We start from the raw sequence: 25,693 nt of genomic DNA on the forward strand, positions 1-25,693 counted from the left end.
AATAGTTAGGGAGACTGCAAGATTTTTTTATGACTTAAATAACGTGACATTACAATATTAGTATGTTCGGATTTTTCATCTGCCAAGAATTCATATGAATTTGACTGAATGAAGCGTTGTTGAAGGAGCATAAAAAAATAATATGAGCGGTAAAATAAAAAAGCGAGATGACTCTGATGAGACCATCTCACTTGCTTCAATCAATATAGATAAATGGCGATAGGTAGATCAATCCTAGTTAGACATTGTCGTTTTCGTCACGGCGCAAACCATCTTTCCATGTAGGGTCACTGGTTTCTGTTTGCTGCTCGTGATTGTCTTGCTCGCTACTTGTGCTAGCAAATTTATCTTTGTTTAATCTATGGTTATAACTCATACGTTCATTTAGATGCGATGCTGCATCACGGTGACGCGAGCCAAGGGCTTCTATTTCAGGATGTGAATCCTGAAAATCAGTCTGTGCATTAATTTCCTTGGCGGTATCTTGTTCATTGACCATTTTTACATCGCCATCACTTTCGTAACCATGATCAGGGTTAGTATCTCCTGTTGGTTGGTTATTGTCTGGCATTGAATCAACTGATGCGATATTCTCAGAGGTCTGCTGCAGATTATCAGGGTTTAATGCCTGATTTAACTGAGCATTGTTTTTTAACTGAGCATCGCTTTTTAGTTCAGCATAGTCAGTTAGTCTATGTACAGCGTTCTCTAAACTGTGTGGGTTAGCACGTTCTTGCACATTTGATAAATGCTTATCAAATGTGTCGGTCAATAAGGAATCATAGCGTATCGAATTATAGGTTATTAGCTGTTCAGCTTCTTCTTCAGTAATGTCGCCATTTTGACTGGCATAGACCACATGATCTTCAAAAGTTAAACCTTCAAAACTGTCTTTATGCTCTGCTTTTTTAAATTTCTGCCATAAGGGTTCGACTTCGAGCAGTATTTGATAAGCATGCTCCATACGACCCGTGACATCATCCGGCTCAGTATTATAATAAACCATGGTTTTAAGATAGTCGCGGAAGGGATTTGCTTCAAAGTCATCCATAAACGTATCACCCAGTTGGCATTTTAATTCATCACTCACTGGGGCAAAGATACGACCACTGGGAAAAGTCACAAAGCTCACTAATTTGGCTGCAAACTGATTTGGAAAATTGGCAAATAAAGATAGGAATGCTTCTTGGATAGTATAAAGGCTATTTTTTAGCGCCACTTCAGCATGCAAGCGCTCAGCGACTGATTTGCTGCCATATTCATAAAACTGCAAAATAGCTGTACAGATAAATAGATGAGAGTGAATGTCTGCTAAGCGCCCAGATAGCATCTCTTTGCGTTTTAAATCACCAGCCAATAACCCTAAAGACATGTCAGCAGTTAAAGCAAAGCCTGCGCTTAAGCGGTTAATGTCTTTGTAATAGGGACGGGTAAAATTATCCGCAAAATTTGGCGCATTATTGCTGCCACCAACATAGCCTGCGACGAACGCCTTCGCACCGCGATTAAAGGTATAGCCCAAATGCTTAAAGAATAAATTGTCGAACTGCTTGAGCGCGCCTTCTTTATCTTCGCTTTGTAGTAGTTGCAGCTCATCGAATAGATAAGGGTGACAGCGCATCGCCCCTTGACCAAAAATCATCAATGAGCGCGTCAATATATTGGCGCCCTCAACAGTAATTGATACTGGGATCGCTTGATAAGGAATTGCTAAAAAGTTGCGCGGTCCCATTTGTACTGCGCGACCACCAACGACATCCATACCATCATTAATCACTGAACGCATGGTCTCAGTGGCATAGTATTTTGCCATTGCTGTCATCACTGATGGCGTACCGCCTTGGTTTAGACCACAAGTCACCAGATGCCTAAAAGCTTCTAACATATAAGTATTACTGGCAATGCGGCTGGTCGCATCTTGCACGCCTTCAAATTTGCCGACGGAGATTTTAAACTGCTCACGAACCTTTGCAAAGGCACCAACCGACAAATAGCTCATTTCACTGGCAGAAGTCGATAGGGCAGGCAATGAGATTCCGCGACCGACACCCAAGCATTCCATCAGCATGCGCCAACCGCGACCTGCATTTTCCACTCCACCAATAATATAATCTAGCGGTATAAAGACATCTTGACCATCGACTGTCCCATTCATAAATGGCGAACCGATTGGATTGTGGCGTGGACCGATAATGACCCCTTGGTGGCTGGCAGGCACCAGCGCACAAGTAATACCGTAATCGGTTTTTTCAAGATCACCAAGTAAACCTTCGGGGTCATGCATTTTAAATGCCAAACCTACTACTGTGGCTATAGGGGCTAAAGTAATCCAGCGCTTAGAGAAATTCATGCGCAGGCCCAGCACTTGCTCACCTTCATGCATGCCATAACAAACCACACCAGTATCCGGAATCGCACCGGCATCAGAGCCCGCTTCTGGGCCTGTTAAGCCAAAGCACGGAACCTCTTCACCTTTCGCTAGACCCGGTAGCCAGCGCTGCTTTTGCTCATCGGTACCGTAATGCATCAATAGCTCACCAGGACCGAGTGAGTTTGGTACCATACAGGTCACTGCAGCAGTCGGCGAGCGTGAGGCAATCTTACTCATCACGCGACTTTGGGCATATGAGCTAAATTCTAATCCACCATATTCTTTGGGAATAATTAAACCCAAAAAGCCATTGGCTTTGATAAATCGCCACGCCTCTGGTGACAGCTCTTTATCTTCATGATGAATTTGCCACTCATCAAGCATTGCACAGAGCACTTCTACTTCATTATCTATAAAGCTTTGCTCTTCTTCTGACAATTCTGGATAGGGGTATTTTGCAAACGTATCCCAATCAGGCGCGCCCATAAACAGCTCTTTTTCCCACCAGCTAGTACCAGCATCAAGTGCTTCACGCTCGGTGTCACTCATGCTTGGCATGGCGCCGCCCAAGGCTTTATAAACAGGCTTGGTGATCATGCTTTGACGAATAGGGGTGATCAGCAACATCAGGCAAAGTAGCGCAATGGGTAGACCTAAGATAAGCGACCATGGACTGATGAAAGCAGTAACGAGGACAGTAATTAAGGCAATGATGCTGCCTGTGACACGCGATAATGACAACAAAAAGATGGCCAAGACCATGGCTAATTGAATGATGACTGCCAAAATAAATAAGCCAATGGCCATAACTGCCTCCTTTGCAACGCTTAATAAAAAAGCGTCAAAATATAAGTGAATAAGAAAGTTTGAAATAACTATGATTGTTGTTTTATATTCCAAGCTTCCTTTTTTATAGTGAAAAATAGTTTTAGTTTTTTGACATTAGTGATTTCAAATAGAGCTGATATAAAATAAAAACTTCGCATCGGGAATAAAGGCTCTCCCAAAAATGAAGTTAACTACCAATATGAAACAGTTGTTTATAACTATCAAGAGCGAAAACGCTACGCTGTGTCGATAATATGTATCAAGATTTGTGTATATAACCAAATGCGAGTCATTAAACGTTAGTTAAAAGGCGCTAAACCGTTTTCAGCATAAGATAAAGTCTCATTGCGCCCAACGATGACATGGTCAATCAAAGGCAAATCTATAAGGTCACAAGCTTTTTTGAGCTCATAGGTTAACAAGTTATCCGCCGTTGATGGCTTAGCATCGGTATGCGGATGGTTGTGAGCAATAATGAGCTGGCTTGCTGCATGGCTTAACGCATGACGTAGCACATGCTTGATACAGACGGAGCAAGAAGAGATGCCGCCTGTAAACAATATCTCAAAATTGATTAGATTCAAGGCATTGTCCAAACATAGCACAGCGAACACTTCTCGCGGCTCACCGCGCAACTGAGTGCTGATATAGTCTTTGACCATTTGCGAGCGTCCAAGTCCTTGACCCGTTTTAAGCTGACTGTCCAAATAGCGTCTGCCCATTTCAAGTGAGGCGAGTATCTGCGCGTATTTGGCAGGACCGATGCCGTGACAAGCAAGGACAGTTTCTTGCGGCGCTGCTAACAGCTCTGCAAGGCTACCAAATTGCTCGATCAGATGGCGAGCCAGCTCAATGGCTGACTGCGACTGTGTGCCCGTGCGCAGAAATATCGCCAATATCTCAGCGTCGGATAAGTGCGCGGCGCCAAATTTTAATAGCTTCTCACGCGGTCTATCATCCTCATGCCAGTCTTTGATTGCCATGCTTATTCCTTAAGATGCACTTGCGATGAGATAAATTTAGAAAACTTTCCCTAACTTATCGCATAATTGCTACTATAAGCGCAATTTTATCTTTCAATTTTTTGCTGATGCCACGCTTATGTCAAATATCCTGCTTGCTATCACTGGCGGTATTGCCGCTTATAAATCTGCTGTATTTGCCCGTCTATTAATCAAGGCAGGCTTTGATGTGCGCGTCGTTATGACGTCAGGTGCACAGGCTTTTATCACTCCACTAACCCTACAAGCTTTGACGGGTAATGAGGTGCATATCTCGTTACTCGATGAAAAAGCGGAAGCGGGCATGGGTCATATCGAGCTTGCAAAATGGGCAGACCTTATGGTCATCGCGCCGGCATCTGCCAATACGTTAGCGCGGCTGGCAATGGGTATGGCAGATGATTTACTGACCACGGTCTGTCTTGCAACGACAGCGCCAGTCATTATCGCGCCTGCAATGAATCAACAGATGTGGGCGCATCCGGCCGTTAACTTAAACGTGCAAACCTTGCGTGATATGAATTACCAAATCATTGCGCCTGCTAGTGGTGAGCAAGCTTGTGGCGATGTGGGTGCAGGACGCTTACCTGAGCCTGAACAGTTATTAGAAGAAATTTTACTGTTTCAAGCAATGCAGACGACGCCTCAGTTATTGGCAGGTAAAAGAGTCGTGATTACCGCAGGACCGACCGTTGAAGCCATTGATCCGGTGCGTTATTTGTCTAATCATTCTACGGGGAAAATGGGTTTTGCTTTGGCGCGTGCCTGTGTTGCTGCTGGTGCAGACGTTATCTTGATTGCTGGTGGCAAAGTTGCTTTGCCAACACCGCTCAATGTCACGCGCATTGATGTATTGTCAGCTAAAGAGATGTTGACGGTCGCGCAGCAGTGTGTGACAGGCACGCATAGTGCACTACAGTATATGGTTGAAGATGAACATGATCATTCTCACGATCATATGCACGAGCACAGCCATGACCATGGCGATTGTGATTGCGATGATGAGCATACTGATGCTATCGATGACGGTAGCATGAAAATGGCTGATATCTTTATCGCCACCGCTGCGGTGGCTGACTATCGAACGGAAGAGGCGGCACCACAAAAAATTAAAAAAACCCAAGATTCGATGACGCTGAGCTTGGTCAAAAACCCTGATATCTTAGCGACGATTTCGCTTGCTCATCCTGAGTTATTTGTCGTTGGCTTTGCAGCAGAAACTCAAGATGTTGAACGTTATGCTCGTGGTAAGCTGCTTTCTAAAGATTTAGATTTGATTGCTTGCAATGACGTCTCACGTGCTGATATTGGCTTTGCCAGTGATGACAATGCGATGGAGGTTTTTTTCTCAACACATTATGAGCATGATAGCATCATACTTGATAAAGCGAGTAAGGATAAAATTGCTGAGCAGCTAACGACGATTATTGGTGAGGCGATTTGGCAACGTCACAGTATTTAATAATGTTTAGTGGTACTCAATGCTGCTCATTACAGTACGCATTGTAGTGACGATTCGTATGATTACGTGTTGCATAAGCATAATACATATCGAAGAAGATATGAAGTTTTGACTAGTAGGGCTAACATGATAGATGGCGATAGTACTCAAACGTTATTGCTCATTGCGATTTTTGCTCTGGCATCCTTACTACACGGTATTAGTGGCCTAGGTATCACCTTGGTGACTACTACCGCGCTTGCCAGTATGTATCCTTTACCACATGCTATTGTATTAGTCATTTTCCCCTCATTATTGCTCAATGCGATGACTTGGCTGGCAGGTGGTGGTCGCACGATTTGGCAAAATTTCATCTATTATGGCAGGCACTATTGGTTACTGGCATTGACCAGCTTACTCGGTAGTATTTTAGGCGCGAAGCTCTTACTATGGGTCGATAGCGCATATATTTTATTGTTATTGGCAGCCGTTATTGGTTTTTACGTCATAAGCAGCTTGCTTGGTAAGCAACTTCGTCTACCTGCTACCAAGCCTGTGTTAATCATCGTTGGCTTTAGTGCAGGCGTGATTGGCGGCGCGACCAATGCTATGTCGACCATATTGATGATGTATTTATTGTCTGCAAGCAACGATAAGCATACTATCGCTAAAGTCGGCAATATGTGCTATTTCTTGGGTAAAATTGCCCAAATCATTGTATTGCGTGAGCCTATCATGGCATTAAGCAGTGGTGAATGGCAGCTGATTGCTTTACTTAGTGTCATGTCAATCACCGCGCTCTTAGTCGGCATCCGCTTGCGACGTTATCTACCACAAGCACGCTTTCGTCAGCTTATCTTAGTGATCCTCACAGTACTTGGTATACGTATCGGCTGGCAGGGAATCATGTCGTTTATGGCTTAGTAGAAGCGAGAATAGAATTGATGCTAAATTTTAGTCAGTCGCCTCATCAAAGAACATCTGCTGCGCCAGTCGAAAGGTATTACAATGCGCTTCAACCACATCATTAATATCTTCTGAATAACCGCCGCCCATGACGATAGCGATTGGAATATTGGCAGTTTTGGCTTGGCGTAGGACATATTCATCACGCGCCTTGCAGCCTTCTATGGTTAAACTTAGCTTGCCTAATTTATCCGTCGCTAGTACATCAACCGCCGACTGATAAAAAATCATATCAGGTGCAAAATCCGTTATCAGTCTTGGCAAGGTCTGCGCTAAAATCTGTAAATATTGCTCATCACCAGTATCGTTATCTAGCTCAATATCTAAGTCTGATACTTGTTTACGAAACGGATAGTTCTTTGCGCCATGCATACTAAAGATAAAAACGCGTGGCTCATCTGCCATGATACTGGCATTGCCATTGCCTTGATGGACGTCTAAATCAACGACCAATATCCTTTGTGCTTGTCCGCGATTTAATAGTAAATTGCTCGCGACACAGACATCATTAAAGACGCAAAATCCCTCACCATGATCGGCAAAGGCATGATGGGTACCGCCCGCGATATTCATCGCGACGCCGTATTGCTGTGCAAAAAGTGCGCATTCATAAGTCGCGTGAGCAATATAGCGCCCACGCTCTACTAACTCAGGCGTCATCTCAAAGCCGATCGCTCGCGCTTCTTTTCTTGGTAATGTTTGGGTCTTAAGTTGATACCAATAGTCAGCAGTATGCGTCGTTAAAATTTCATCTTCGCTTAAGCGTGTGGGCGCAAAAAAGTTATTCGCACTAATAGTCTTTTCCGCTAATAAGCGCTCAGGAATCATGGTGTATTTTTGCATCGGAAAGCGATGTTTTTCGGGTACTGAATAACGAAAAATATCAGAGTAGGCAATTTTTAACATAGTATTTTTAATATCGTATTGAAGGCTTTTTGAGTAGAGTGTTGTCTAACATAATAAGTTTGAGCTGATGGTTTCACTGGGAAAAATCCAGTCTCACTGTACAAATTGAGTGGGCAAAAAGAAGGTTCTTGAATCGGATTGTTGACGTAGCTGCAAAAGTAGATCGGATAATTCTTCAGCAGGGTATTGGTTATTGACCAAATCACTAAATATCTCATGCGCAACCGTCGTCATGGCAATGATACTTTGTAATAAATGCTCAAGAATATCGTCGTCAAGTCCGACTGCTTCGACATCAATGGCGTTTTTATAGCGTATCTCACCATCATTGATATCCATCTCTAAATTGCCAACCATCATGTCATAGTTGATTTGAGTAATGAGTAGCATAGCGGCACTTTGATGACTCTCTGGTATCAAAAATGGCAAAATACCATAGACTGCCAGCAGCTTATTTTTTTCTTGTACTCGAAATAGATAACCACAATCAAGCTGCTTATTGCGCATTCTTAAAGACAAATAATGGGATTTTTGGCTGTCTCTTGCTTTGGGCTGATAATGATTATAATGCCACCCTTTATCGTCGAAGTATTGCTTTAGATAATCGACAATGGATAAATTGCTCTCACTTTTTTGCTCTGCACTATTTTCGAAATCTTTGCCAATAGCTGTATCAATATCGGTTTCAACTTCGATAGGTTTATTCGTAGTATCGATGTTATCGGTGACATTTGCGTCTGTGCTAGGTGCATTTTTATCGCTGACAGTGTTGTCAACATTGTTAGGGTCAGTTTCTTTATGATTAGTATTAATATTATCTGTACTAACATTACCCGTACTAATATTGTCAGTTGCTAATTGTGAAGCACTCACCTGACTATCAATCTCATCATCAAAGTCAGCGCTTGTCAAATCCTTCGACGATTTGATCTTCTCAATAACAGAGCGCACAGTGGATGTGGTTAGCAGCTGCTTCATTTTTTGCCATAAGCTGAGTTTATTACGTTGACTCATAAATAGTGTGCTAACCAACAAATGAAATATAAAGATTAAGAAAAAATACACATAAAAAAGCAGGCAAAAATAAATTACTGGTTGCTGAAACTCAAACTGTCTTTGATATTGGGCTGGCTATAAAACGCTTGTAGCATTTCACGCAGATGCGCGGTCAACCATTCGCTCTCAAACGCATCATTGATGATAGGCATTAGGGTAGTGGACAGCTGCATCATTGCTGCCTCATTAATATGTAAGCTTTCTGCCACCTGTGCTATGGTATCGGACTGATGGTTGCGATACCAAGTATCAACGCTCGCTGCTACAAGGCTATGTAAATAAGGGGAGATGCGTAAGCGGTTATAACTCTGCTGAATACTGGCTTCAATATGATCGATACTGCTATCATTAGGCTCATCACGTAAATAGGTTTGGAGATGGCTAATCGGCTGCGCTTTAATGCGCGCCCAACCAGTGACCAATAATCGAGCCACCTCTTCATTGGATAAATGTTCTTGAGCATTGGCTTCTGCGCGATGCGCCAAATCTTTAATATTACGATGCAGGTACGTCTGCAATTTTTCATCAAGATTTCTGTTGGTTGCCTTTTCAAATGAGCTACGCCCAAGCTTCATCAGTTTGCCAACACCGCCCGCTTTTTCTAGCGTATTTTCCATAAAGTCGTTGATGGCGTGGTATAGCGTTTGGGTCAACAAATCTGCAAATGTATCGTTGCCAACCAAGGTATGAATCAAGATATTACGCTGCTGCTCATGGCTGCCGACATAGTTCGCTAGCGTTTCAACTTGTGTATCATCGATAAGCTCTGATAACGGCACATTGTCATTGGCTGGATGATAAATAATGCTATGCAAGATATCACGGATATCGGCACGCATCATCTCGCTTAAAGGATGGTCTAGTAGCCAATCATTAAGTAGGCGCTGTAAATCATCGCTACTGATATATTTGTCCAATGGCTGCGCACCAAGCCACTGCCAAGCTTCCATGCTCAGCGGTTCAGCTTGCTTACGTAACCATTGCTGCATAAACGTAACTTGTGCATCAATTAAGCTGTTTATCGTTAGCATAGGCATGTCTGATTTTTGAGCTGGGGTTTGAATATCTTTTGAAGTCTGCATAGGTTTTGAGGTCATAGTAATCGACAATTTGTTATACTGTATGGTTATGGGGCATAAAGTATTATGCCACGAACATCGTCTTGGTTTGTGATGAATATTGACTGCGGGTCAATAAATAATGAGAGGTTGTAATGACGGCTCTGAATACCGCCTTACTTGCACTTGATGAGCTGACCGTTCAGCGTGGTGAAATCCCTCTATGTGAAGGGGTGTCACTCAAGTTGTCTGCAGGCAGCATTTGCCATCTAATTGGTGCTAATGGTACTGGTAAGACGACATTACTTATGCAGCTGGCTGGATTATTACCGGTGCTAACAGGAGAGACTTATTATCAAGGAGCGGTCAGTTTACCGATTCAGCCTTTGTATGTATCGCACCAATTGGGTATTCATCCCAATCTCACTGTTGCCCAAAACCTGACCTTTTTGCTCAATTTATATGGTATCACACCAAGCGCTGCTGATATTGATGATGCCCTTACTTGGGTAGGATTACAAGGATTTGAAACCATAAGCTCAAGTCATTTATCCGCGGGTCAAACTCGAAGAATTACCCTTGCGCGGTTATATTTACTGACGCCTGAAGTGACGCCATTATGGTTACTTGATGAGCCATTCACCGCACTCGATGTTGATATGGTAGCCCGCATGGAAGATCGATTGCGCGATTTTGCTCATAAAGGCGGGTCGATATTAATGACCAGTCACCAAGTAGTCGGCGTTGCCAATCAAGTGCTCGATTTGTCCGATTACATGGTATGAATACTATCAATATCAGTGCGATAAGCATCAGTGGAAGAGCGTATAAATGATAGAAACAGACAGTTCATTATCAATCATAAATGCTCATACAGCTGATGTGCGCAGTATCAGTTTTATGCAGCTGTGGCGCCGTGAGTGGCAAGTAAAGCAGCAGGGAGCGGTACAGTGGTTATATCCGTTAGTGCTGTTTTTGGTGATTATTACCTTGTTTCCGCTAGCGGTTGGAAGCGAGCCTGCACTATTACAACGCCTTGGGGTGTCGGCGGTGTGGATTGCCGCTTTATTGTCATTGGTGATGGGCGTTGATGGTTTGTTTAAGCCCGCGCTTGATAATGGCACATTGGCGCAATTGGTTGTCGCCAAAGCCTCGCTGCCGTTATGGGTGCTTATCCGTTTGGTGATTCACTGGATTTTTAGCAGTGGTATTGTGGCCGCATTAAGTTTGCTTGCTGTGCCTTTATTTCAGCTGAGTTGGTTTGAGGCATGGATATTGATGGCATCAATTGTTACGGGTAGTCCGATGCTGTTAATGCTGTCAGCGGTTGCTAGTAGTTTGACGTTATCATTGAAGAATGGCGCTGTGCTAGTGCCTTTAATCGCTTTGCCGATGCAGTTGCCGGTATTGATTTTTGCCACCGGTGCGGTTGATTTATTTGCTACGGGTCTTAACGGTCTGCCTATTTTGGCGTTGTTGCTGGCAGGTAGTATTATCTCGGTGCTAGTGATGCCATGGGTGATTGCTATGACGTTAAAAATGTCGTGGTTGAATTAAAGTTTATACTGGCATGGTGTTCATTCTCTTATTAAAGCCTTTTATATTAACAACATGATGAAAACTGGCAACTTTGCTATAATAGTCTATTAAACACACTCACGTGTAGATTCTATCCAGCGTTTAACGCCAGCAGGTTAGCGGATAATTGTATGAATCATGCGTTTAACTTGATAATCACTAGCTGCGTAATAGGTTTATTTCCATGCCCAACCTAAATAATGTCTCATCTCCTAGCCTGTGGCAACGCATTTGGCAAGTTTTCCTGACCACGGTGGGTACCAAGGAATTCTTTCGCATCTTTTCGCCTTGGGTCAAGTGGCTGGCGATACTAGCAAGTCTTTGCTTGCTCATTGGCAGTATCTGGGGGCTGGCTTTTGCGCCGCCTGATTACTTACAAGGCAATAGCTATCGTATTATCTTTATCCACGTACCGGCAGCAAGCCTTGCTATTTCAATTTATTTTTCCTTAGCGGTACTTGGGGTGATTTACTTAGTCTGGAAAATCAAGACCGCCAGCCTTGTGGCGCAGGCACTTGCTCCTCTGGGGTTTTTATTGTGTGTGATTAGTTTGCTGACGGGTTCTATTTGGGCAAAACCTACGTGGGGAACCTACTGGGTTTGGGATGCGCGGCTGACATCGATGCTGATCTTGGCATTTTTATATGCCGGTGTGATGGCATTGTTTGCCGCCTTTGAACATACGGCGAATCGCGGTAAAGCTGCCGCTATTTTGTCTATCGTTGGCGCAGTGAATCTGCCGATTATCAAGTATTCAGTAGAGTGGTGGAACACTTTACACCAAGGCTCGACCTTTACCTTGACTGCGGCACCTAAGATGTCAGCAGATATGTGGCTGCCATTATTATTGATGATTATTGGTAGTTACCTGTTGGTCGCAACTTTAGCGATTTACCGTACCAACACTTTAATCTTGCATCGTGATCAAGGTAAAGCGTGGGTGAAAGAATACATCCGTGGACAAGCCAAATGACTGTAATGACTGTCGACCAACTAAATAACGGCTAGGGAAATATGATGCAGCCTTACTTTTATAGTTTTTCTGAGTTTATTGCAATGGGTAAGCATGGCGTTTTTGTCTGGTCATGCTGGGCGATTACCGTTGGCATGATGCTGGCTTTTGTATTTTATAGCCGTCGTCAAAGACATGCTCTTATTAAGCAGCTGGCGATTCAACAAGCCCGTCAGGCACAGCGCACGACCAAAACGCCAACACCGGTGACTAAAAATACTCACTAGAAATCATTTTATCTCATACCCTTAATATCTGGATTTGATACATTGCGCTGATACATAAATGAGCAGATAAAGGATTTCTATCAAGGTAGGTAACCTTATTGAGTTATTCATAAAATGCTACCATATAGTTATTAGAAGAGTACGATTAGAAAGACATTTTTAGGACGTTTTTCTAATGGTAGTTTCTTTAATATTTTCTGTTTTATAGATGGATAATGTCTAAAACAGCGACTCATCAATGAGGTAGTAGTATGAACGCAGTTCGTCGTAAAAAACTGATGTGGGTTATGTTTACGCTTGCAGGGGCAGCCATAGCCGTAGTGTTGGTGATTTATGCTATAGGGCAACAGACCGACTACTACTTTGACGCGACCGCCATTGCGCAAGGTGAAGCGCCACAAGACAAACGTATTCGTGCTGGTGGTATGGTGGTTGCTGGTAGTGTACAGCGTGCGCCAAACGACCCATTGAGCGTTGAATTTGCCATCACGGATTTTCAATCGACCGTCCCCGTGACTTATCAAGGTATTTTGCCAGATTTGTTCGCTGAGAACTCAGGTGTTGTCGCGACGGGTAAAATGCAAGGCGATACCTTTGTCGCAGGTGAAGTGCTGGCAAAACATGATGAGAACTATATGCCGCCAGAAGTTGCTAAATCGATGAAAGAAAATAATCGCATTGGTGCAGTTCCTTCTTCTGAGCAATACAATCCTGCTGAAAAAATTCATGAGACCAAGACTTTACAGCAGTAATGGCGCTGAAAATACTGGTCATTATAGAAAGCGTTAAACATAAAAAAAGCCAGCGATATCTTATCACTGGCTTTTTTTTGGCGAACCTAATACTTAAATAAGTATGAGTTATTTATTAATCATCCCATTCTGGCGAATAATCTGGATGCTTAATTTTACGCCCGTCACTACGCGCTAAGCTGCCGATTTTCTCAAGTTCATCCGCACTCAACTCTACTTTGATGGCATCTAAGTTGCCTTGTAAGTGCTTAGGATTAGACGTTTTTGGAATCGCAATACGGTGCTTATCGGATAAAATCCATGCCAGCGACACTTGTGCGGCGGTGATACCGTGTTTATCAGCGATGTCTTTAATGATTTTATTATCAAAAACATCTCCGCGGGCAAGCGGCGAATACGCTTCCAATAAAATATGGTGATTGTTTAAAAAGGTCTGCAACGTTTTTTGCTTAATAAAGGGGTGAAACTCAACCTGATTGACCGCAATCGGCACGTCAGCATATTTCTTGGCTTCAATGATGGTAGCAATATTAAAGTTAGATACACCGATATTGCGAGTCAGCCCTTGTTTTTGTAGCTCACAAAGCGCAGGGATGGTTTCAGATAAGGGCACGCGATCATCAGGCCAATGTAGCAGCAGTAAATCAACGTAATCGGTATCTAGATTTTCCAATGAGCGCTTAGCAGCGGCAACGAGTTTTTCTGGCTCAAACTTCATGTCATCAGGGAATATCTTGGTCGTTAAAAAGAATTTATCGCGAGCGACACCTGATTGCTTAATACCTTTACCAACCTCGACTTCATTGCCATATGCTTCAGCCGTATCAATGTGTTCATAGCCCATTTTTAGACCTTGGCTGACGACATCGATACAGTCTTGACCGGTTGATTGCCAAGTACCCAGTCCTAGTACCGGAATGTTTGCTTGTCCAGCGGTGCGAATATTATAAGTTTTAGCACGCATATTATTATCCTTGTCTTTTTTGTGATCTACTAATAGCTTTTATAGTTATTAATAAAGTATTTGATCAGAAATATAATGTTCTCTATCTCTAATAAGCTTAACCACTATAGAAAGAAATTGCGGTAAGTGAAAGGGCAGGTGACGCTTTCCTACAAACGACAAACAGGCTGTAACGTCATTTAAATTATTTTTTGTTTATCATTACTAAAATACAGATCAAAAAAAGCCCATTATTTATCAATAATGGGCTTTTTGTTATTACTTAAAACGGAATCATTTGAATAGATGAGTCGTATTAAATCTATTAACTATTCATGACTGTTTTCACTATTTAGCAGCTTCTACAGGTGCGCTACTTGTAGTGTCAGCACCCCAAATCTTTGGATATTTATAGCCAGGGAAGCTATCGTGAGCATATTTTTTAAAGGCATCTGAGTTATAAGCGTTAGTAACGTCTTTTACCCATTTCTTATCTTTATCCGCAGTTTTGATAGCAGACCAGTTTACATAAGCAAAGCTTGGCTCTTGGAATAGCGCCTCAGTCAGCTTGATACCTGAATCAGTCGCGTAGTTACCGTTAATAATGGCAAAGTCTACTTCGTCACGCGCACGAGGCAACTGCGCCGCTTCTAGCTCAACGATTTTTATGTCGTATTTGCTATTATCAGCGATATCAGTTTTTGAGGCAGTCAATGGATCGATATTGTCTTTTAGCGTAATCCAGCCAAGCTCATTCATCATGACTAATGCGCGAGCAAAGTTACTTGGGTCATTAGGCGCAGAAACGCTCATACCTTTATAAACGTCTTCGATTTTGGTTTTTTTACCAGCGTAAATACCTAATGGGGCAGTAGGAACTTGGAAAACTTCTACCAAATCAAGATTGTTTTCTTTTTTGAAGGTATCTAAATAAGGCTTATGTTGGAAGATGTTGATGTCTAAATCGCCATCTGCTAACGCAACGTTTGGACGGACATAATCAGTAAAGGTTACCAGTTCAACTTCATAGCCTTGTGCTTCTAATGAACCTTTTACTTGGTTACGAACCATATCTGCAAAGTCACCTTCGGTCGTACCGATGACGATTTTGCTGTGTTCAGGATCAATATCACTGGTAGCAGTGGTTTCTGTATTGGTAGTTTTGGTTGCGCCTTCAGTAACTGGCTCTTTGGTGGCTTCTGGTGCTGATGAATTATTGCAACCGACCAACACTAGGCCTGATACGCCAACAGCAGCAAATGCAGTCGCTACTTGACGGCTGATATCTGTTAATTTCATGGAACTTCCTTAATAAGGGTAGGAGTCAAAGGATAAAATACTGAGATTAAAAATAGAATTAAAAAAACCGCATTAAAAAAGCAACATTATGAATAGTAATGCTGCTAAGTTAACGAGTGTTAAGATAGTATCAAAATTAAAGGGAATCAGTTACAAAGTCAAGCATTTGCTTAGGATGAATCAGCATTAGACCCTGTAAACTATTCATATCAAGCATCACTCAATCATCAATATCTAACTTCAATGAGCCAAGTGATCACAGGTTTTTAACGTTTATCTAATCGAGTCGCGACCCAATTTCCTAAGGCTTGAATACCGATGACCATGATTGACAGCATAATGACAATGAATACCATCACCTCAGTCTGATAACGATAGTAACCATATCGAATTGCCAAATCACCTAAACCGCCGCCGCCAATCATACCAGCCGCTGCTGAAAAAGAGAGCAAGCTGATACAAAGGATGGTCACGGACAAGACCAAGCCAGAGCGTGCTTCATTAAGCAGTACTTTGATGATGGTAAAGGGACGGGCGCCCATCGATTCAGTTGCTTCAATAATACCGCGCGGCACTTCACGTAAGTTTTGCTCAACCAAGCGCGCAAAGTAAAATGAGCCAGCAATCGCAAGCACCAATGATGCGGCGATAGGACCAATACCAGTGCCGACGATAGCTTTGGTAAAGGGACTCATGGCAATCATCAAAATGACGAATGGAAAGGCACGCATAAAGTTTGTGATGCCACCAAGTACAGCATAGAGCGTTTTATTTTGTAAAAACTGCCGATCACTGGATAAAAACAAGAAGACGCCAAACAGACCACCGATAAGAATGGCAACTGTCGTTGAGATACCAAGCATAATAAAAGTATCTAAAAATGCCTGCCAAATCTCTTTACGCAGCGCGAGTAGCTTGTCTATCGAGGCGGATAATTCTGCACCGGTTATCATGTTTATTTCTCCTGCCTCATTAGTCTTCGTGGACTAAGCCTTTGCCAATTGGGGTGGTGGCCTGAATGAGACCATCGCGGATGTCTGCTACTTCGAGCAATTGTCCTTGATGTAACAAGGCTGCACGGTCACATAGTCTGCGAATGACGCTCATCTCATGAGTTACAATGACGATAGTGACGCCAAGCTGCTCATTGATATCACGTAAGCAAGTCAACAAACTGCGCGTAGTGGCAGGGTCGAGCGCACTGGTTGGCTCATCAGCAAGGAGTACTTTTGGGCTTGGCGCAATCGCACGGGCGATACCAACACGCTGTTTTTGTCCGCCTGACAACTGCGCAGGATAGTGGCTAGCGCGGTCGGTTAAATCAACGATGTCTAAACAATCCATGACACGCTTATGAATATCAGCGCGAGGGTAGCCTGCAACCGTTAAGTTAAAAGCCACATTGTCAAAGACGGTGCGATTAGACATCAGATTAAATTGCTGAAAAATCATACCGATATTGTGACGGGCGATACGCAAGTCACTGGCAGACAAAGAAGTCAGGTCTGTACCATCGATAATTACTTGACCTGAATCAGGACGTTCAAGCAAATTAATCAGGCGTAAAAGCGTTGATTTACCCGCACCTGAATAGCCCATCAAGCCAAAAATCTCACCTTGCTGGACGGTTAGTGACGTCGGCTCGACAGCAGTAAACCAATGCGGCTTGCCGTTTTTATCTTTTATAGACCGGTCACTCAAAAAACTCTTGGTCACATCGTTTAAGACAATCATGTCACTCATGGAAGGCTCAAAATTCAATAAATGTTTTAGTGGTTATAAAGTGGTCGTCGTCTCTCTGACTGCTGAGCAGTTGAGTTAAAACCACATTCGATAACCCCATAATAAGGGGCGCTAATATAGCATATTATGCAAGGTTTTTGATACAGGCATCGATGATTGACTTTGAACTTAGCTTAGTCAATATCAAGATATATAGAATGAAATAGGTAGGCTGTCATTATGGTATATTTCTCTGACTTATTGATCGCTATGCATGCTAAAGGCTTGTAGTTCTTATCCTATAGCACTTCTGAAAGTTTGTTTATGATATGAATGAATAAAATCAGTCACGATTGTCATGATGATGGTAATGCGGATCGAGTTTAACAGGCAATACCACCAAAAATCGCGTGTGACCATTGATAGTGTCAGTAGTGATTCTTCCTTGATGGGCGGTGACAATTTGTGATACTAAGGACAAGCCAAGACCTGAGCCTTTATTTTTTTGCTGCAAACGTACAAAGGGACTAAAAACTTCTTCACGTTTATTTTCAGGGATGCCATCACCCTCATCAATCACTGCCAATACCACATACTTCGGAAGCGGACGTGTTGGCTCCGGTTTAGATTTTTTGAGATGTTTGCTAAATAGGCTTTCTTTACGGGTGGTATTTGACGTTTCAGGACTTTCTTTATCAATTGCTTTATCACTTTCTTTTATCGCCACATCACTATTTTTATTCACTTTATTGGCATCTTCTTTATTGCTATTGATAGCATTTTTACCAGAGATGTCATCAATAGCATGGTCATGATCTTCAGAAGACCGTTGCTTCTCAGGCACAGCACGCCACATCACTTTCTTTAGCTTATCGGTCAAATCTGATGTAAAACTATGATAATTATCAAACAATGAAGAATTACCAACCTTTTCAAGTGTCTCGCTCGTATTAATAGGCTCTACTTGCTCTAAAATAGTACTATCGCTATCTTGATTCACAGTATTATCAGATTCATTGTCAGTACTAGTATGAGCATCATTCACCAAATTTTCACCATTTTGATAAATAGCTGGTGCTGGTAATATAACTACAGACTCACTATTTGCTGCTTTCGGCTTTGGAAGCGCTGCGCTAATAGAATTATTCGGCTCTGATACGGTATCTTGCTGATGAGCAAGCGGATTTGTACTATAAGATGACTCATCAGAATAAAAGTCTGAGCTGTTATAGTCTATAAAGCTACTGCATAGGACTGTCTGCAATAAAAAATCAGGGATGTCTTCAGCTTCTTCAAGGGTCTGCACGCCATACAGCAACACAGTGACTGGGGGTTTTCCATGCAGCATGGCATTGGTTAATAGATTGCGAATTAAATGGGTGAGCATTGATGATTGACCGTCAATTACGATGTGTTCACCAATTAACGTTGCTTCAGGATAGTGTTGACGTTCTTGATTCACCAAATCATATAAATCTAAATTTTCAACTTGCTGTAAGGCGTGACCAGCATCCAAACGGCTCACTAATAGAATGCTTTCAACCAAATCATTGAGACCTGAGAGGTCGCGATTAATGGCTTGAGCGCGCTTATCAAACTTGGCTTTGTTGTCACTTGGCAATGGACCTGTCAGCATGTCCATCATCTCAATCTGTAGGCGAATACGTGTTATGGGCGTACGCAGCTCATGAGAGGCATGTGCAAGTAATAAATTATTGGCATCAATAAGGTGTTCAATCTTTTGTGCTGCTTGATTAAATCCACGTGCCAGTGAGGCGATTTCATCATTGCCGCGTGCATTTACCCGTACGGTAAAGTCGCCATCGCCAAGCTGAGCCATCTGTAGACTCATCTGATTAATACGCCAAGTAATGGTCCGGGCAATCCACCAAAGGACGCCTGCCATAATAAGTAGCAATAAGAGCGTGCCAGTAAATAAGTTAAGCGCCGCAGAGAGAACCGGCTTTTTGGGTGGCAAGCGTGACTCATATAATAGCGTATAGCCAGTACTGCTATAAACCTGTGCTTGCTTGGTTGGTGACGTTTCTGCAAAAGAGGGGAAAACACGTGAGAACAAAGAAGGCGTAGCAGGAAGCTCTAGCGGCAAATCGCTATTATCTGTTTGCATCAGCAGATGACCTTCGCTGTCATATAAGCCCATTTTTGCCTGCAATGACTCATCAAAGATATCGAAGCTTTTTTTGACTACGGCTAGCATAAAACGCGATTGTAGGCGATTTTCCTTACTAACTGCGATATTTAGCTCATGCAAAAAAGGATCGATCTGTCCTAAAATTTGCGTTGCCAATACCTCTGAGCGAATGCCCGCATCTTTATCATGTACCAGCTGTGTCAATAATACCATCGCAACAGCAAACAAGATAAGCGCCAGCATGACACTGGCAAATAGCTTGGCAAATACGGAACGAAAACCCAATTGCTGCATTAAATAATCTCTATTATCAAAAACTTATGCCACTTTATATGGTCAAACATAAAAGGGGTTATCATACATATGATACCCCTTTTAATGAACTATTTTAAAGCTGTTTGACTGTTTATTTACCAACAGTTTACTACTGACTACACTTGGTCAGTGGCAAACTGATAACCGACGCCGCGCACTGTAATAATACGCTTTGGTTGACGGGGATTGTCTTCAATCAATGCACGAAGACGCGAGATATGTACATCAATGGCGCGATCAATATTGTCTGAGCTGTCATCATTTGGCATAGCTTGCCACAATTGCTCGCGGTTTAATACTTTGCCTGAATGAGTGGCAAAATAATGCAGCAATTGAAACTGATGCGTTGTCAAACGTACAGGTAAATCATCGATAGTCACTTCATGACTGTCAGGGAACACGCTCAAACGACCAAAAGTTAAGCTGTCTGACTGACTGTCCGCTTGATTTGGCTGCTCATGGCGGCGAATAACCGCACGAATACGGGCTAGCAGTTCACGCGGCTCAAACGGTTTGGCAATATAGTCATCAGCGCCCATCTCAAGACCCAATACGCGGTCTGTGGTATCGCCTTTTGCCGTCAACATAATGATCGGCACTTTATTGGTCATATTGTTTTTATTGCCACGGATTTTTTGGCAAACTTGCATACCATCCATGTCGGGTAGCATGAGGTCAAGTACTACCAAGTCAATATCACGCTCTTTAGTATCTAATAAATCCAGACCTTCTTGACCAAGACCTGCATGATGCACATCATAATAATTCATGGTCAGATAATCACTGATTAATTCTGCTAAATCTGGATCATCTTCAATTAACAAAATCTGCTTACTCATAATGTTTCCTCTAGTTGTTGTTATAATTTGTCTTAATGCACTTTTACAATTTATAAAAGTGGCGTCTGCCCTTAGTTTTCAATTATCCCAAATGCTCATATTACAAACCTGTAAAGTATAAGCATCTATAGATACAAGCCATGCTTTAATGCTATGCAATAAAAGTATGCAATAAAAGTATGCAATTCGTACTATCCATAATACGCTATATTGCCTAAACAGGATGTTATTAAACAAGGCGTGCTTTGTTAATGTTTCTACACAATGTAACTGCATGTCTCTGTACTTATGACACCACTACTTTTTTGCCTTTAGATTCAATGGGTAAGTTCGCCAAACAAATCAAACTGTCACTACTGATACCTGCGATTAAATATTGTTTGGTCAGTGGATCGTACTCAATCACTTCAATAGGCTGGCGGGTTAAGCGTTGGTCTTGTCCTATAATCCAGATATTGGCAGTCAAAGAACGCAGCGGTTTGTAAGGCGGCACCTGTATTTGTGTCAAGTCAACATTATGTAAGGCAATTTTAGGCACAATAGTACCCACTTCTATCTGCCCGTAGTCAACTCTGCCAGTGACTTGCATATCAGGCGCTAGCTGATTGCGACTGACTTCATTGTTGATCACATTCACATAGACCAAAAGCTGCATCGGTTGTTTTACCGCCTGCACTTTACTGACCTGACCGGTAAATTTATCCACTCTATCTTCGGCAGTAAAGTTGACAGTTTGACCGACAGAAATTTGCGATTCAGCTTCAATCGGCAACGTTGAGATAAAATGCAATTCCGTTTCGTCACTGAGCTTCAATAACACTGTTTGATCTTCTATCTTTTGTCCAGCTTGCACCGACAGATTCTCTACGCGTCCTGAAAAGCGGGCACGCAATGTGATTAAATCAGAGGACTGCTTTGCCGTTGTTCTGTCTTTGCTATTACTAGCAAGCTCGGCTCTATTATCATCAATAACAGGTTGCGTTGGCATTGTCTTATTATCAATACTAGCATTAGGTTTTTTATTTAAGACAGAGGTCTGGCTAGTATTGTCAGAAGTGCTAGATCCATCAGCCTTACTAGCAGTTGTATTTAATTCTGCTTCTATATTGGTTTCAGTATCATCCGAGCCTATCGCTTTGTTTAAAATTTCCTGACGTTGAACCGTGAGTAGTGGCGTACCTTTTTTCACCCATTGGTTGTCACTGACTAATACTTGCTCTACCGTCAGCGGCTGCGCTGCCATAAGGTTGATTTGCTTGATAGGTTCGATACGACCTTGTAAGCCAAGGCTGGGCTGATAACGGGTAGGTTTGATGCTTAAAATATGATCAGGTGTGATGGTGACACTATCGGTACTAATGAGTGGTATATCAACTGGCTCATTATTGTCGCTACTCAATACTTCGGTAGGAGATGTTGGCTGGCAGGCGATAAGAAATAGGGCGCTCAGTATATAGACGCTCTTTTTTAACGGCGCAGTCTGTAAGCATATAAAACGCATGTAATGCAGCGAGCGCATAAAAAATGTCATACCAATCACCATCATAAACGACTTTTTATTATATAGGGAATTACAAGTATGGGAAATGGTTCTATCAGATTGTGTTTAACTGGTTTTTTTAAGCGCTAGATGAGACGCTGTAAAATGCCGTTTTTATATAGAGAATAGTCGTTAAGTGGCTAAATTTAGAACATAATTTCACTAATTACTGGATAATGGCTGGTAACTGTGCTAAAACGAACATATCAAAATATATTGATACATTTTTATCACAAAGGTAAATTATTCAGTAAGATGAGTGCTGGTTCTATATAATGGCTACGATTGGAAAGACGACATTTAACAACGAGGCTATTCACTTGCGACTTGGTTGATTGTTTCGGTTTTCAATATAGTAGATTTTTGATGAGACTAGATATTCAGCTGTTTTTATAGCAAGCAATATTGAATAAGAGATACTCGTTTATTGACAGAGGATTCGATTACATTATTCATTAAATTTGCCTGCGATAATTAATGGTTGCAGAGTATGAGTAATCATTGAATTTATGGCTATAATAACGCTGTAATAAATTTAGCATAACGCCCAACATACTAAGATAATTCATTGTGAGTAAACAGTACTACGCGTGAGTAGTACTGTGAACATATCGCGTAATGAATAAACAGTCGTTAATAGGACAATAAGAATGGAAAATAATTTTGATGGTTTAAAAGTAATGGTTATTGATGACTCAAAAACCATTCGCCGTACCGCAGAAACCTTGCTGCAAAAAGCGGGCTGTGAAGTTGTCACTGCCATTGATGGATTTGATGCCTTGGCTAAGATTGTCGACCACAATCCAGATATTATTTTTGTGGATATCATGATGCCACGTTTGGACGGTTATCAAACTTGTGCCTTGATTAAAAATAACCCTGACTATGCCAGTAAACCTGTGATTATGTTGTCATCTAAAGATGGTTTATTTGATAAAGCCCGTGGACGTATTGTAGGTTCTGATGAATATCTGACCAAACCGTTTAGTAAGGATGAGCTTTTTGAGGCAATTAATCAGTATCGTTAATCTGTAATATGATTATAAAAAGTGGTCAAGACTTTTTCATATAACGATAAAATATTGTTGTCATAATCAGTAATGTGCATTCAGTTCAGCATTAAATATTACTTCAATCGGTTTGTTTTAACACTATATATCTAACAGATATCATCGAAAATAAAGGAAATAACTATGACTACTGTATTAGTCATTGACGATTCACCATCTGAGATGGCGAAATTTCGCGACATGCTTTCTAAAAATAACTATCAAGTATTGGAAGCGACCAATGGTGAACAAGGCTGCCAGATGGCCATTGCTCATCTACCAGACGTCATTTTGATGGATGTGGTCATGCCTGAAATGAATGGTTTTCAAGCAACTCGTAAAATCACTCGTGACAAGGCAACAGCACATATTCCTATCATTATGATCAGTACCAAAAATCAAGAAACCGATCGTGTATGGGGCAAGCGTCAAGGCGCAAAAGAGTATCTTACCAAGCCTATTGATGAAAGCGGTCTGGTTCAGATCATTCGTAAAGTAATGGAGTAGCTTGTGGCATCGAGAGGATTTATTGAGCTTCTGCGTATAGCAGATATGGCACGTTCGCGCAAAAGCGGACGCCGCGGCGGACAAGAATTTGACTGGCAAGGGATAGTATTTGAGATTGGCGGTCAACGTTTGGTTGCGCCAATGGGTCAAGTAGCAGAAGTATTATCCATGCCAGAATATACCAGCGTGCCCTTAGTAAAGCCTTGGATGCTTGGTATTGCTAATATTCGTGGGCGTTTACTGCCGTTGACCGATTTGTCTCGATTTTTACAAGTGCCCAGTCGGTTAGCGCAAATGAGTCAGCGTAAAGTCATGGTCATCGACCATGATAATGTGTTTTCAGGGTTGCTTGTTGACCAAGTGATTGGTATCGAGCAGTTTACTCAAGACCAATATCGTCCAGAAGCCATTGAACCGAATTCGCCATTTGCACCTTATAACCATGGCAAATTTTTCAAAGATGAACAAGATTGGTATGTGTTTATGCCAAGCTTACTGACACAGGATCTACAGTATACCGATGCTGCAATATAACTGTCTTTAATGACCCGTCATGTTTGATCATGAGGTGTTCATTAAAACGATGGCAGAAGAATCATAGCTGACATGATCCGGTAGTGTGTCAGCATTCATACAGGCTTTGTTCATCACGGTTGTTTTGATAACACTATGATTTCAGAGTCAGTCACAATAAGACTTTGATGATTGTTTGAAAGGAATAAGTGCGATGAGTGATGCTATAAATAACCCTGTAAGCGGTGTAAATAAAGCCGCGACAAATGCAAACAGTCAATGGAAACTACTACTAGGCGGTTGTGCTCTAGTGGCTATGGGTGCTCTATTGGCGCTGATCAATGCCATATCCTCGGTCAGTGAGTATTTAACCGATTTTAATCAGGCTGTCATAATACCGGTAGTTGTCTTTGTGCTCAGTGTACTGGGTATCTTTTTCGCTTTTTATAAGTTGCTACAGCAGCGCGGTGGCTCAGAACGTCTCCTTATCGAAAAAGAGACCTTACGTCGTCGTCAAGAAGCGGAAGCTGAGTCTGAACGTGCGCGCCAAATCCAAGAAGAAAACGAGCGTAACCAGATTGCTATTTTGCGCCTACTTGATGAGTTGGGTGATTTGGCAGACGGTGATTTGACGGTTAATGCAACAGTATCAGAAGACTTCACGGGTGCAATTGCCGATTCTGTTAACTTTGCTATTGACCAATTACGCCAATTGGTACTGGTTATTAACAGTACCGCAGATCGCGTTTCGCAGTCATCAGAGCAAACACAGATGAATGCAGTCGAGCTTGCGGCAGCCTCTGAGCATCAAGCACAAGAAATCGCTGGTGTATCTGCGGCTATTAATGAGATGACGGTATCTATTGACCAAGTTTCGAATAACGCTGCAGAATCTGCAACGGTTGCTCAGCGTTCGGTTGCCATCTCTTACAATGGAGCAGAAGTAGTACAGCGCTCTATTGAAGGTATGAACGTTATCCGTGATCAGATTCAAGAAACCTCAAAACGTATTAAACGTCTTGGTGAGTCTTCGCAGGAAATTGGTGATATCGTTGGTTTGATTAATGATATTGCAGACCAAACTAACGTTTTGGCATTAAATGCAGCGATTCAGGCATCGATGGCAGGTGAAGCAGGACGAGGCTTTGCGGTTGTTGCTGATGAGGTTCAGCGTCTTGCTGAGCGTTCGGCAAATGCAACCAAACAGATTGAAACGTTGGTAAAAACCATTCAGGCAGACACCAGTGAAGCGGTTATGTCGATGGAATCAACCACTTCTGAGGTTGTACGTGGTGCACGTTTAGCAAAAGATGCGGGTGAAGCACTAGAAGAGGTGCAAACTGTTTCTAATACTTTGGCGGATCTCATTCAGAATATTTCAAATGCTGCTCTGCAACAGGCAGAGTCGGCAGGTCATATTTCTCATACTATGAACATTATTCAAAATATTACCTCTCAAACGTCTTCTGGTACGATGGCGACCGCACGTTCTATTGGTGAGCTAAGCGAAATGGCTGCAGCACTACAAGAATCAGTCACCGGCTTTAAAATATCAAATGATGATGAGCAGTTGAATCATGAAAGCATGGATCATGAATATCTCGATATGGATGAGAGA

General features: G+C 42.2%; 22 protein-coding genes and 1 pseudogene. 11 read left to right on the plus strand and 12 right to left on the minus strand.

Annotated elements, in window-relative coordinates; translation table 11 throughout:
• Nucleotides 1-238: 238 nt before the first annotated feature.
• The gene (locus tag FQ082_RS03050) at nucleotides 239-3,178 is read right to left on the minus strand and encodes an acyl-CoA dehydrogenase (RefSeq protein ID WP_149491997.1); all 2,940 of its coding nucleotides are present in this window, start codon (nucleotides 3,176-3,178) and stop codon (nucleotides 239-241) included.
• Nucleotides 3,179-3,498: 320 nt separating this feature from the next.
• Nucleotides 3,499-4,182, minus strand: a complete 684-nt coding sequence (gene radC, locus FQ082_RS03055; protein ID WP_149491998.1) for a RadC family protein — start codon at nucleotides 4,180-4,182, stop codon at nucleotides 3,499-3,501.
• Nucleotides 4,183-4,300: 118 nt separating this feature from the next.
• Here radC and coaBC point away from each other — a divergent pair, with 118 nt between their 5' ends.
• Nucleotides 4,301-5,662, plus strand: a complete 1,362-nt coding sequence (coaBC, locus tag FQ082_RS03060) for a bifunctional phosphopantothenoylcysteine decarboxylase/phosphopantothenate--cysteine ligase CoaBC (RefSeq protein ID WP_149491999.1) — start codon at nucleotides 4,301-4,303, stop codon at nucleotides 5,660-5,662.
• A gap of 126 nt (nucleotides 5,663-5,788) precedes the next feature.
• On the plus strand, nucleotides 5,789-6,565 hold the full coding sequence (locus FQ082_RS03065) for a sulfite exporter TauE/SafE family protein (RefSeq protein WP_149492000.1): 777 nt from the start codon (nucleotides 5,789-5,791) through the stop codon (nucleotides 6,563-6,565).
• A 30-nt stretch (nucleotides 6,566-6,595) separates the two neighbouring features.
• Here FQ082_RS03065 and FQ082_RS03070 read toward each other — a convergent pair whose 3' ends face one another.
• The 3 genes from FQ082_RS03070 to FQ082_RS03080 all read right to left on the minus strand — a co-directional run bounded on the left by FQ082_RS03070 (nucleotide 6,596) and on the right by FQ082_RS03080 (nucleotide 9,651).
• The gene (locus FQ082_RS03070) at nucleotides 6,596-7,513 is read right to left on the minus strand and encodes a histone deacetylase (RefSeq protein ID WP_149492001.1); all 918 of its coding nucleotides are present in this window, start codon (nucleotides 7,511-7,513) and stop codon (nucleotides 6,596-6,598) included.
• A gap of 93 nt (nucleotides 7,514-7,606) precedes the next feature.
• A complete protein-coding gene (locus FQ082_RS03075) occupies nucleotides 7,607-8,527 on the minus strand; it encodes a YbjN domain-containing protein (protein ID WP_149492002.1) in 921 nt (306 codons plus the stop codon).
• Nucleotides 8,528-8,601: 74 nt separating this feature from the next.
• Nucleotides 8,602-9,651, minus strand: coding sequence for a hypothetical protein (locus tag FQ082_RS03080; protein ID WP_262498138.1), 1,050 nt, complete (start codon nucleotides 9,649-9,651; stop codon nucleotides 8,602-8,604).
• Between the two features lie 131 nt (nucleotides 9,652-9,782).
• Between FQ082_RS03080 and ccmA the strand changes: the two genes are divergently transcribed.
• The 5 genes from ccmA (at nucleotide 9,783) to ccmE (ending at nucleotide 13,196) form a co-directional block, all read left to right on the plus strand.
• The gene (ccmA, locus tag FQ082_RS03085; protein ID WP_149492004.1) at nucleotides 9,783-10,412 is read left to right on the plus strand and encodes a heme ABC exporter ATP-binding protein CcmA; all 630 of its coding nucleotides are present in this window, start codon (nucleotides 9,783-9,785) and stop codon (nucleotides 10,410-10,412) included.
• Nucleotides 10,413-10,527: 115 nt separating this feature from the next.
• On the plus strand, nucleotides 10,528-11,184 hold the full coding sequence (locus FQ082_RS03090; RefSeq protein WP_188018904.1) for a heme exporter protein CcmB: 657 nt from the start codon (nucleotides 10,528-10,530) through the stop codon (nucleotides 11,182-11,184).
• Between the two features lie 205 nt (nucleotides 11,185-11,389).
• Complete coding sequence (ccmC, locus tag FQ082_RS03095; protein WP_011514426.1) at nucleotides 11,390-12,178, plus strand: heme ABC transporter permease CcmC; 789 nt, start codon at nucleotides 11,390-11,392, stop codon at nucleotides 12,176-12,178.
• A gap of 44 nt (nucleotides 12,179-12,222) precedes the next feature.
• The gene (ccmD, locus tag FQ082_RS03100) at nucleotides 12,223-12,444 is read left to right on the plus strand and encodes a heme exporter protein CcmD (RefSeq protein ID WP_149492244.1); all 222 of its coding nucleotides are present in this window, start codon (nucleotides 12,223-12,225) and stop codon (nucleotides 12,442-12,444) included.
• A gap of 251 nt (nucleotides 12,445-12,695) precedes the next feature.
• Complete coding sequence (ccmE, locus tag FQ082_RS03105) at nucleotides 12,696-13,196, plus strand: cytochrome c maturation protein CcmE (protein WP_020444259.1); 501 nt, start codon at nucleotides 12,696-12,698, stop codon at nucleotides 13,194-13,196.
• 115 nt (nucleotides 13,197-13,311) lie between these two features.
• Here ccmE and FQ082_RS03110 read toward each other — a convergent pair whose 3' ends face one another.
• The 7 genes from FQ082_RS03110 to FQ082_RS03140 all read right to left on the minus strand — a co-directional run bounded on the left by FQ082_RS03110 (nucleotide 13,312) and on the right by FQ082_RS03140 (nucleotide 21,997).
• Nucleotides 13,312-14,160 carry an aldo/keto reductase gene (locus FQ082_RS03110; RefSeq protein WP_149492006.1) on the minus strand — a complete coding sequence of 283 codons (849 nt, stop codon included), beginning with the start codon at nucleotides 14,158-14,160 and terminating at the stop codon, nucleotides 13,312-13,314.
• A 327-nt stretch (nucleotides 14,161-14,487) separates the two neighbouring features.
• Nucleotides 14,488-15,438: a MetQ/NlpA family ABC transporter substrate-binding protein gene (locus tag FQ082_RS03115; protein WP_149492007.1), complete on the minus strand. Its 951-nt coding sequence runs from the start codon at nucleotides 15,436-15,438 to the stop codon at nucleotides 14,488-14,490.
• 266 nt (nucleotides 15,439-15,704) lie between these two features.
• Nucleotides 15,705-16,391, minus strand: a complete 687-nt coding sequence (locus tag FQ082_RS03120; RefSeq protein ID WP_011514421.1) for a methionine ABC transporter permease — start codon at nucleotides 16,389-16,391, stop codon at nucleotides 15,705-15,707.
• A gap of 19 nt (nucleotides 16,392-16,410) precedes the next feature.
• Entirely contained in the window at nucleotides 16,411-17,181 is a 771-nt protein-coding gene (locus FQ082_RS03125; protein WP_011514420.1) for a methionine ABC transporter ATP-binding protein, read from the minus strand.
• Nucleotides 17,182-17,503: 322 nt separating this feature from the next.
• The gene (locus FQ082_RS03130; protein ID WP_149492008.1) at nucleotides 17,504-19,606 is read right to left on the minus strand and encodes a sensor histidine kinase; all 2,103 of its coding nucleotides are present in this window, start codon (nucleotides 19,604-19,606) and stop codon (nucleotides 17,504-17,506) included.
• Between the two features lie 137 nt (nucleotides 19,607-19,743).
• On the minus strand, nucleotides 19,744-20,466 hold the full coding sequence (locus tag FQ082_RS03135) for a response regulator transcription factor (protein ID WP_011514418.1): 723 nt from the start codon (nucleotides 20,464-20,466) through the stop codon (nucleotides 19,744-19,746).
• Nucleotides 20,467-20,752: 286 nt separating this feature from the next.
• Nucleotides 20,753-21,997 (minus strand): efflux RND transporter periplasmic adaptor subunit, encoded by a 1,245-nt coding sequence (locus FQ082_RS03140; protein ID WP_188018901.1) that lies wholly within the window; start codon nucleotides 21,995-21,997, stop codon nucleotides 20,753-20,755.
• 659 nt (nucleotides 21,998-22,656) lie between these two features.
• Here FQ082_RS03140 and pilG point away from each other — a divergent pair.
• The 4 genes and pseudogenes from pilG to FQ082_RS03160 form a co-directional block, all read left to right on the plus strand.
• Entirely contained in the window at nucleotides 22,657-23,034 is a 378-nt protein-coding gene (pilG, locus tag FQ082_RS03145) for a twitching motility response regulator PilG (RefSeq protein WP_011514416.1), read from the plus strand.
• A gap of 165 nt (nucleotides 23,035-23,199) precedes the next feature.
• Nucleotides 23,200-23,562 (plus strand): PleD family two-component system response regulator, encoded by a 363-nt coding sequence (locus tag FQ082_RS03150; protein WP_011514415.1) that lies wholly within the window; start codon nucleotides 23,200-23,202, stop codon nucleotides 23,560-23,562.
• 3 nt (nucleotides 23,563-23,565) lie between these two features.
• The gene (locus FQ082_RS03155) at nucleotides 23,566-24,096 is read left to right on the plus strand and encodes a chemotaxis protein CheW (protein WP_149492009.1); all 531 of its coding nucleotides are present in this window, start codon (nucleotides 23,566-23,568) and stop codon (nucleotides 24,094-24,096) included.
• Between the two features lie 526 nt (nucleotides 24,097-24,622).
• A pseudogene (locus tag FQ082_RS03160) lies at nucleotides 24,623-25,627 on the plus strand (methyl-accepting chemotaxis protein); the annotation flags it as partial.
• Nucleotides 25,628-25,693: the final 66 nt, after the last annotated feature.

Source organism: Psychrobacter sp. ANT_H56B (genome assembly GCF_008369245.1).
In the GTDB taxonomy this organism is placed as follows: Bacteria; Pseudomonadota; Gammaproteobacteria; order Pseudomonadales; family Moraxellaceae; genus Psychrobacter; species Psychrobacter cryohalolentis.

Bases quoted from the DNA above. Each gene is read 5' to 3' on its own strand.
- FQ082_RS03050 (WP_149491997.1), bottom strand. From the start codon at position 3,178: ATGGCCATTGGCTTATTTATTTTGGCAGTCATCATTCAATTAGCCATG.
- radC (WP_149491998.1), bottom strand. From the start codon at position 4,182: ATGGCAATCAAAGACTGGCATGAGGATGATAGACCGCGTGAGAAGCTA.
- coaBC (WP_149491999.1), top strand. From the start codon at position 4,301: ATGTCAAATATCCTGCTTGCTATCACTGGCGGTATTGCCGCTTATAAA.
- FQ082_RS03065 (WP_149492000.1), top strand. From the start codon at position 5,789: ATGATAGATGGCGATAGTACTCAAACGTTATTGCTCATTGCGATTTTT.
- FQ082_RS03070 (WP_149492001.1), bottom strand. From the start codon at position 7,513: ATGTTAAAAATTGCCTACTCTGATATTTTTCGTTATTCAGTACCCGAA.
- FQ082_RS03075 (WP_149492002.1), bottom strand. From the start codon at position 8,527: ATGAGTCAACGTAATAAACTCAGCTTATGGCAAAAAATGAAGCAGCTG.
- FQ082_RS03080 (WP_262498138.1), bottom strand. From the start codon at position 9,651: ATGCAGACTTCAAAAGATATTCAAACCCCAGCTCAAAAATCAGACATG.
- ccmA (WP_149492004.1), top strand. From the start codon at position 9,783: ATGACGGCTCTGAATACCGCCTTACTTGCACTTGATGAGCTGACCGTT.
- FQ082_RS03090 (WP_188018904.1), top strand. From the start codon at position 10,528: ATGCAGCTGTGGCGCCGTGAGTGGCAAGTAAAGCAGCAGGGAGCGGTA.
- ccmC (WP_011514426.1), top strand. From the start codon at position 11,390: ATGCCCAACCTAAATAATGTCTCATCTCCTAGCCTGTGGCAACGCATT.
- ccmD (WP_149492244.1), top strand. From the start codon at position 12,223: ATGCAGCCTTACTTTTATAGTTTTTCTGAGTTTATTGCAATGGGTAAG.
- ccmE (WP_020444259.1), top strand. From the start codon at position 12,696: ATGAACGCAGTTCGTCGTAAAAAACTGATGTGGGTTATGTTTACGCTT.
- FQ082_RS03110 (WP_149492006.1), bottom strand. From the start codon at position 14,160: ATGCGTGCTAAAACTTATAATATTCGCACCGCTGGACAAGCAAACATT.
- FQ082_RS03115 (WP_149492007.1), bottom strand. From the start codon at position 15,438: ATGAAATTAACAGATATCAGCCGTCAAGTAGCGACTGCATTTGCTGCT.
- FQ082_RS03120 (WP_011514421.1), bottom strand. From the start codon at position 16,391: ATGATAACCGGTGCAGAATTATCCGCCTCGATAGACAAGCTACTCGCG.
- FQ082_RS03125 (WP_011514420.1), bottom strand. From the start codon at position 17,181: ATGAGTGACATGATTGTCTTAAACGATGTGACCAAGAGTTTTTTGAGT.
- FQ082_RS03130 (WP_149492008.1), bottom strand. From the start codon at position 19,606: ATGCAGCAATTGGGTTTTCGTTCCGTATTTGCCAAGCTATTTGCCAGT.
- FQ082_RS03135 (WP_011514418.1), bottom strand. From the start codon at position 20,466: ATGAGTAAGCAGATTTTGTTAATTGAAGATGATCCAGATTTAGCAGAA.
- FQ082_RS03140 (WP_188018901.1), bottom strand. From the start codon at position 21,997: ATGACATTTTTTATGCGCTCGCTGCATTACATGCGTTTTATATGCTTA.
- pilG (WP_011514416.1), top strand. From the start codon at position 22,657: ATGGAAAATAATTTTGATGGTTTAAAAGTAATGGTTATTGATGACTCA.
- FQ082_RS03150 (WP_011514415.1), top strand. From the start codon at position 23,200: ATGACTACTGTATTAGTCATTGACGATTCACCATCTGAGATGGCGAAA.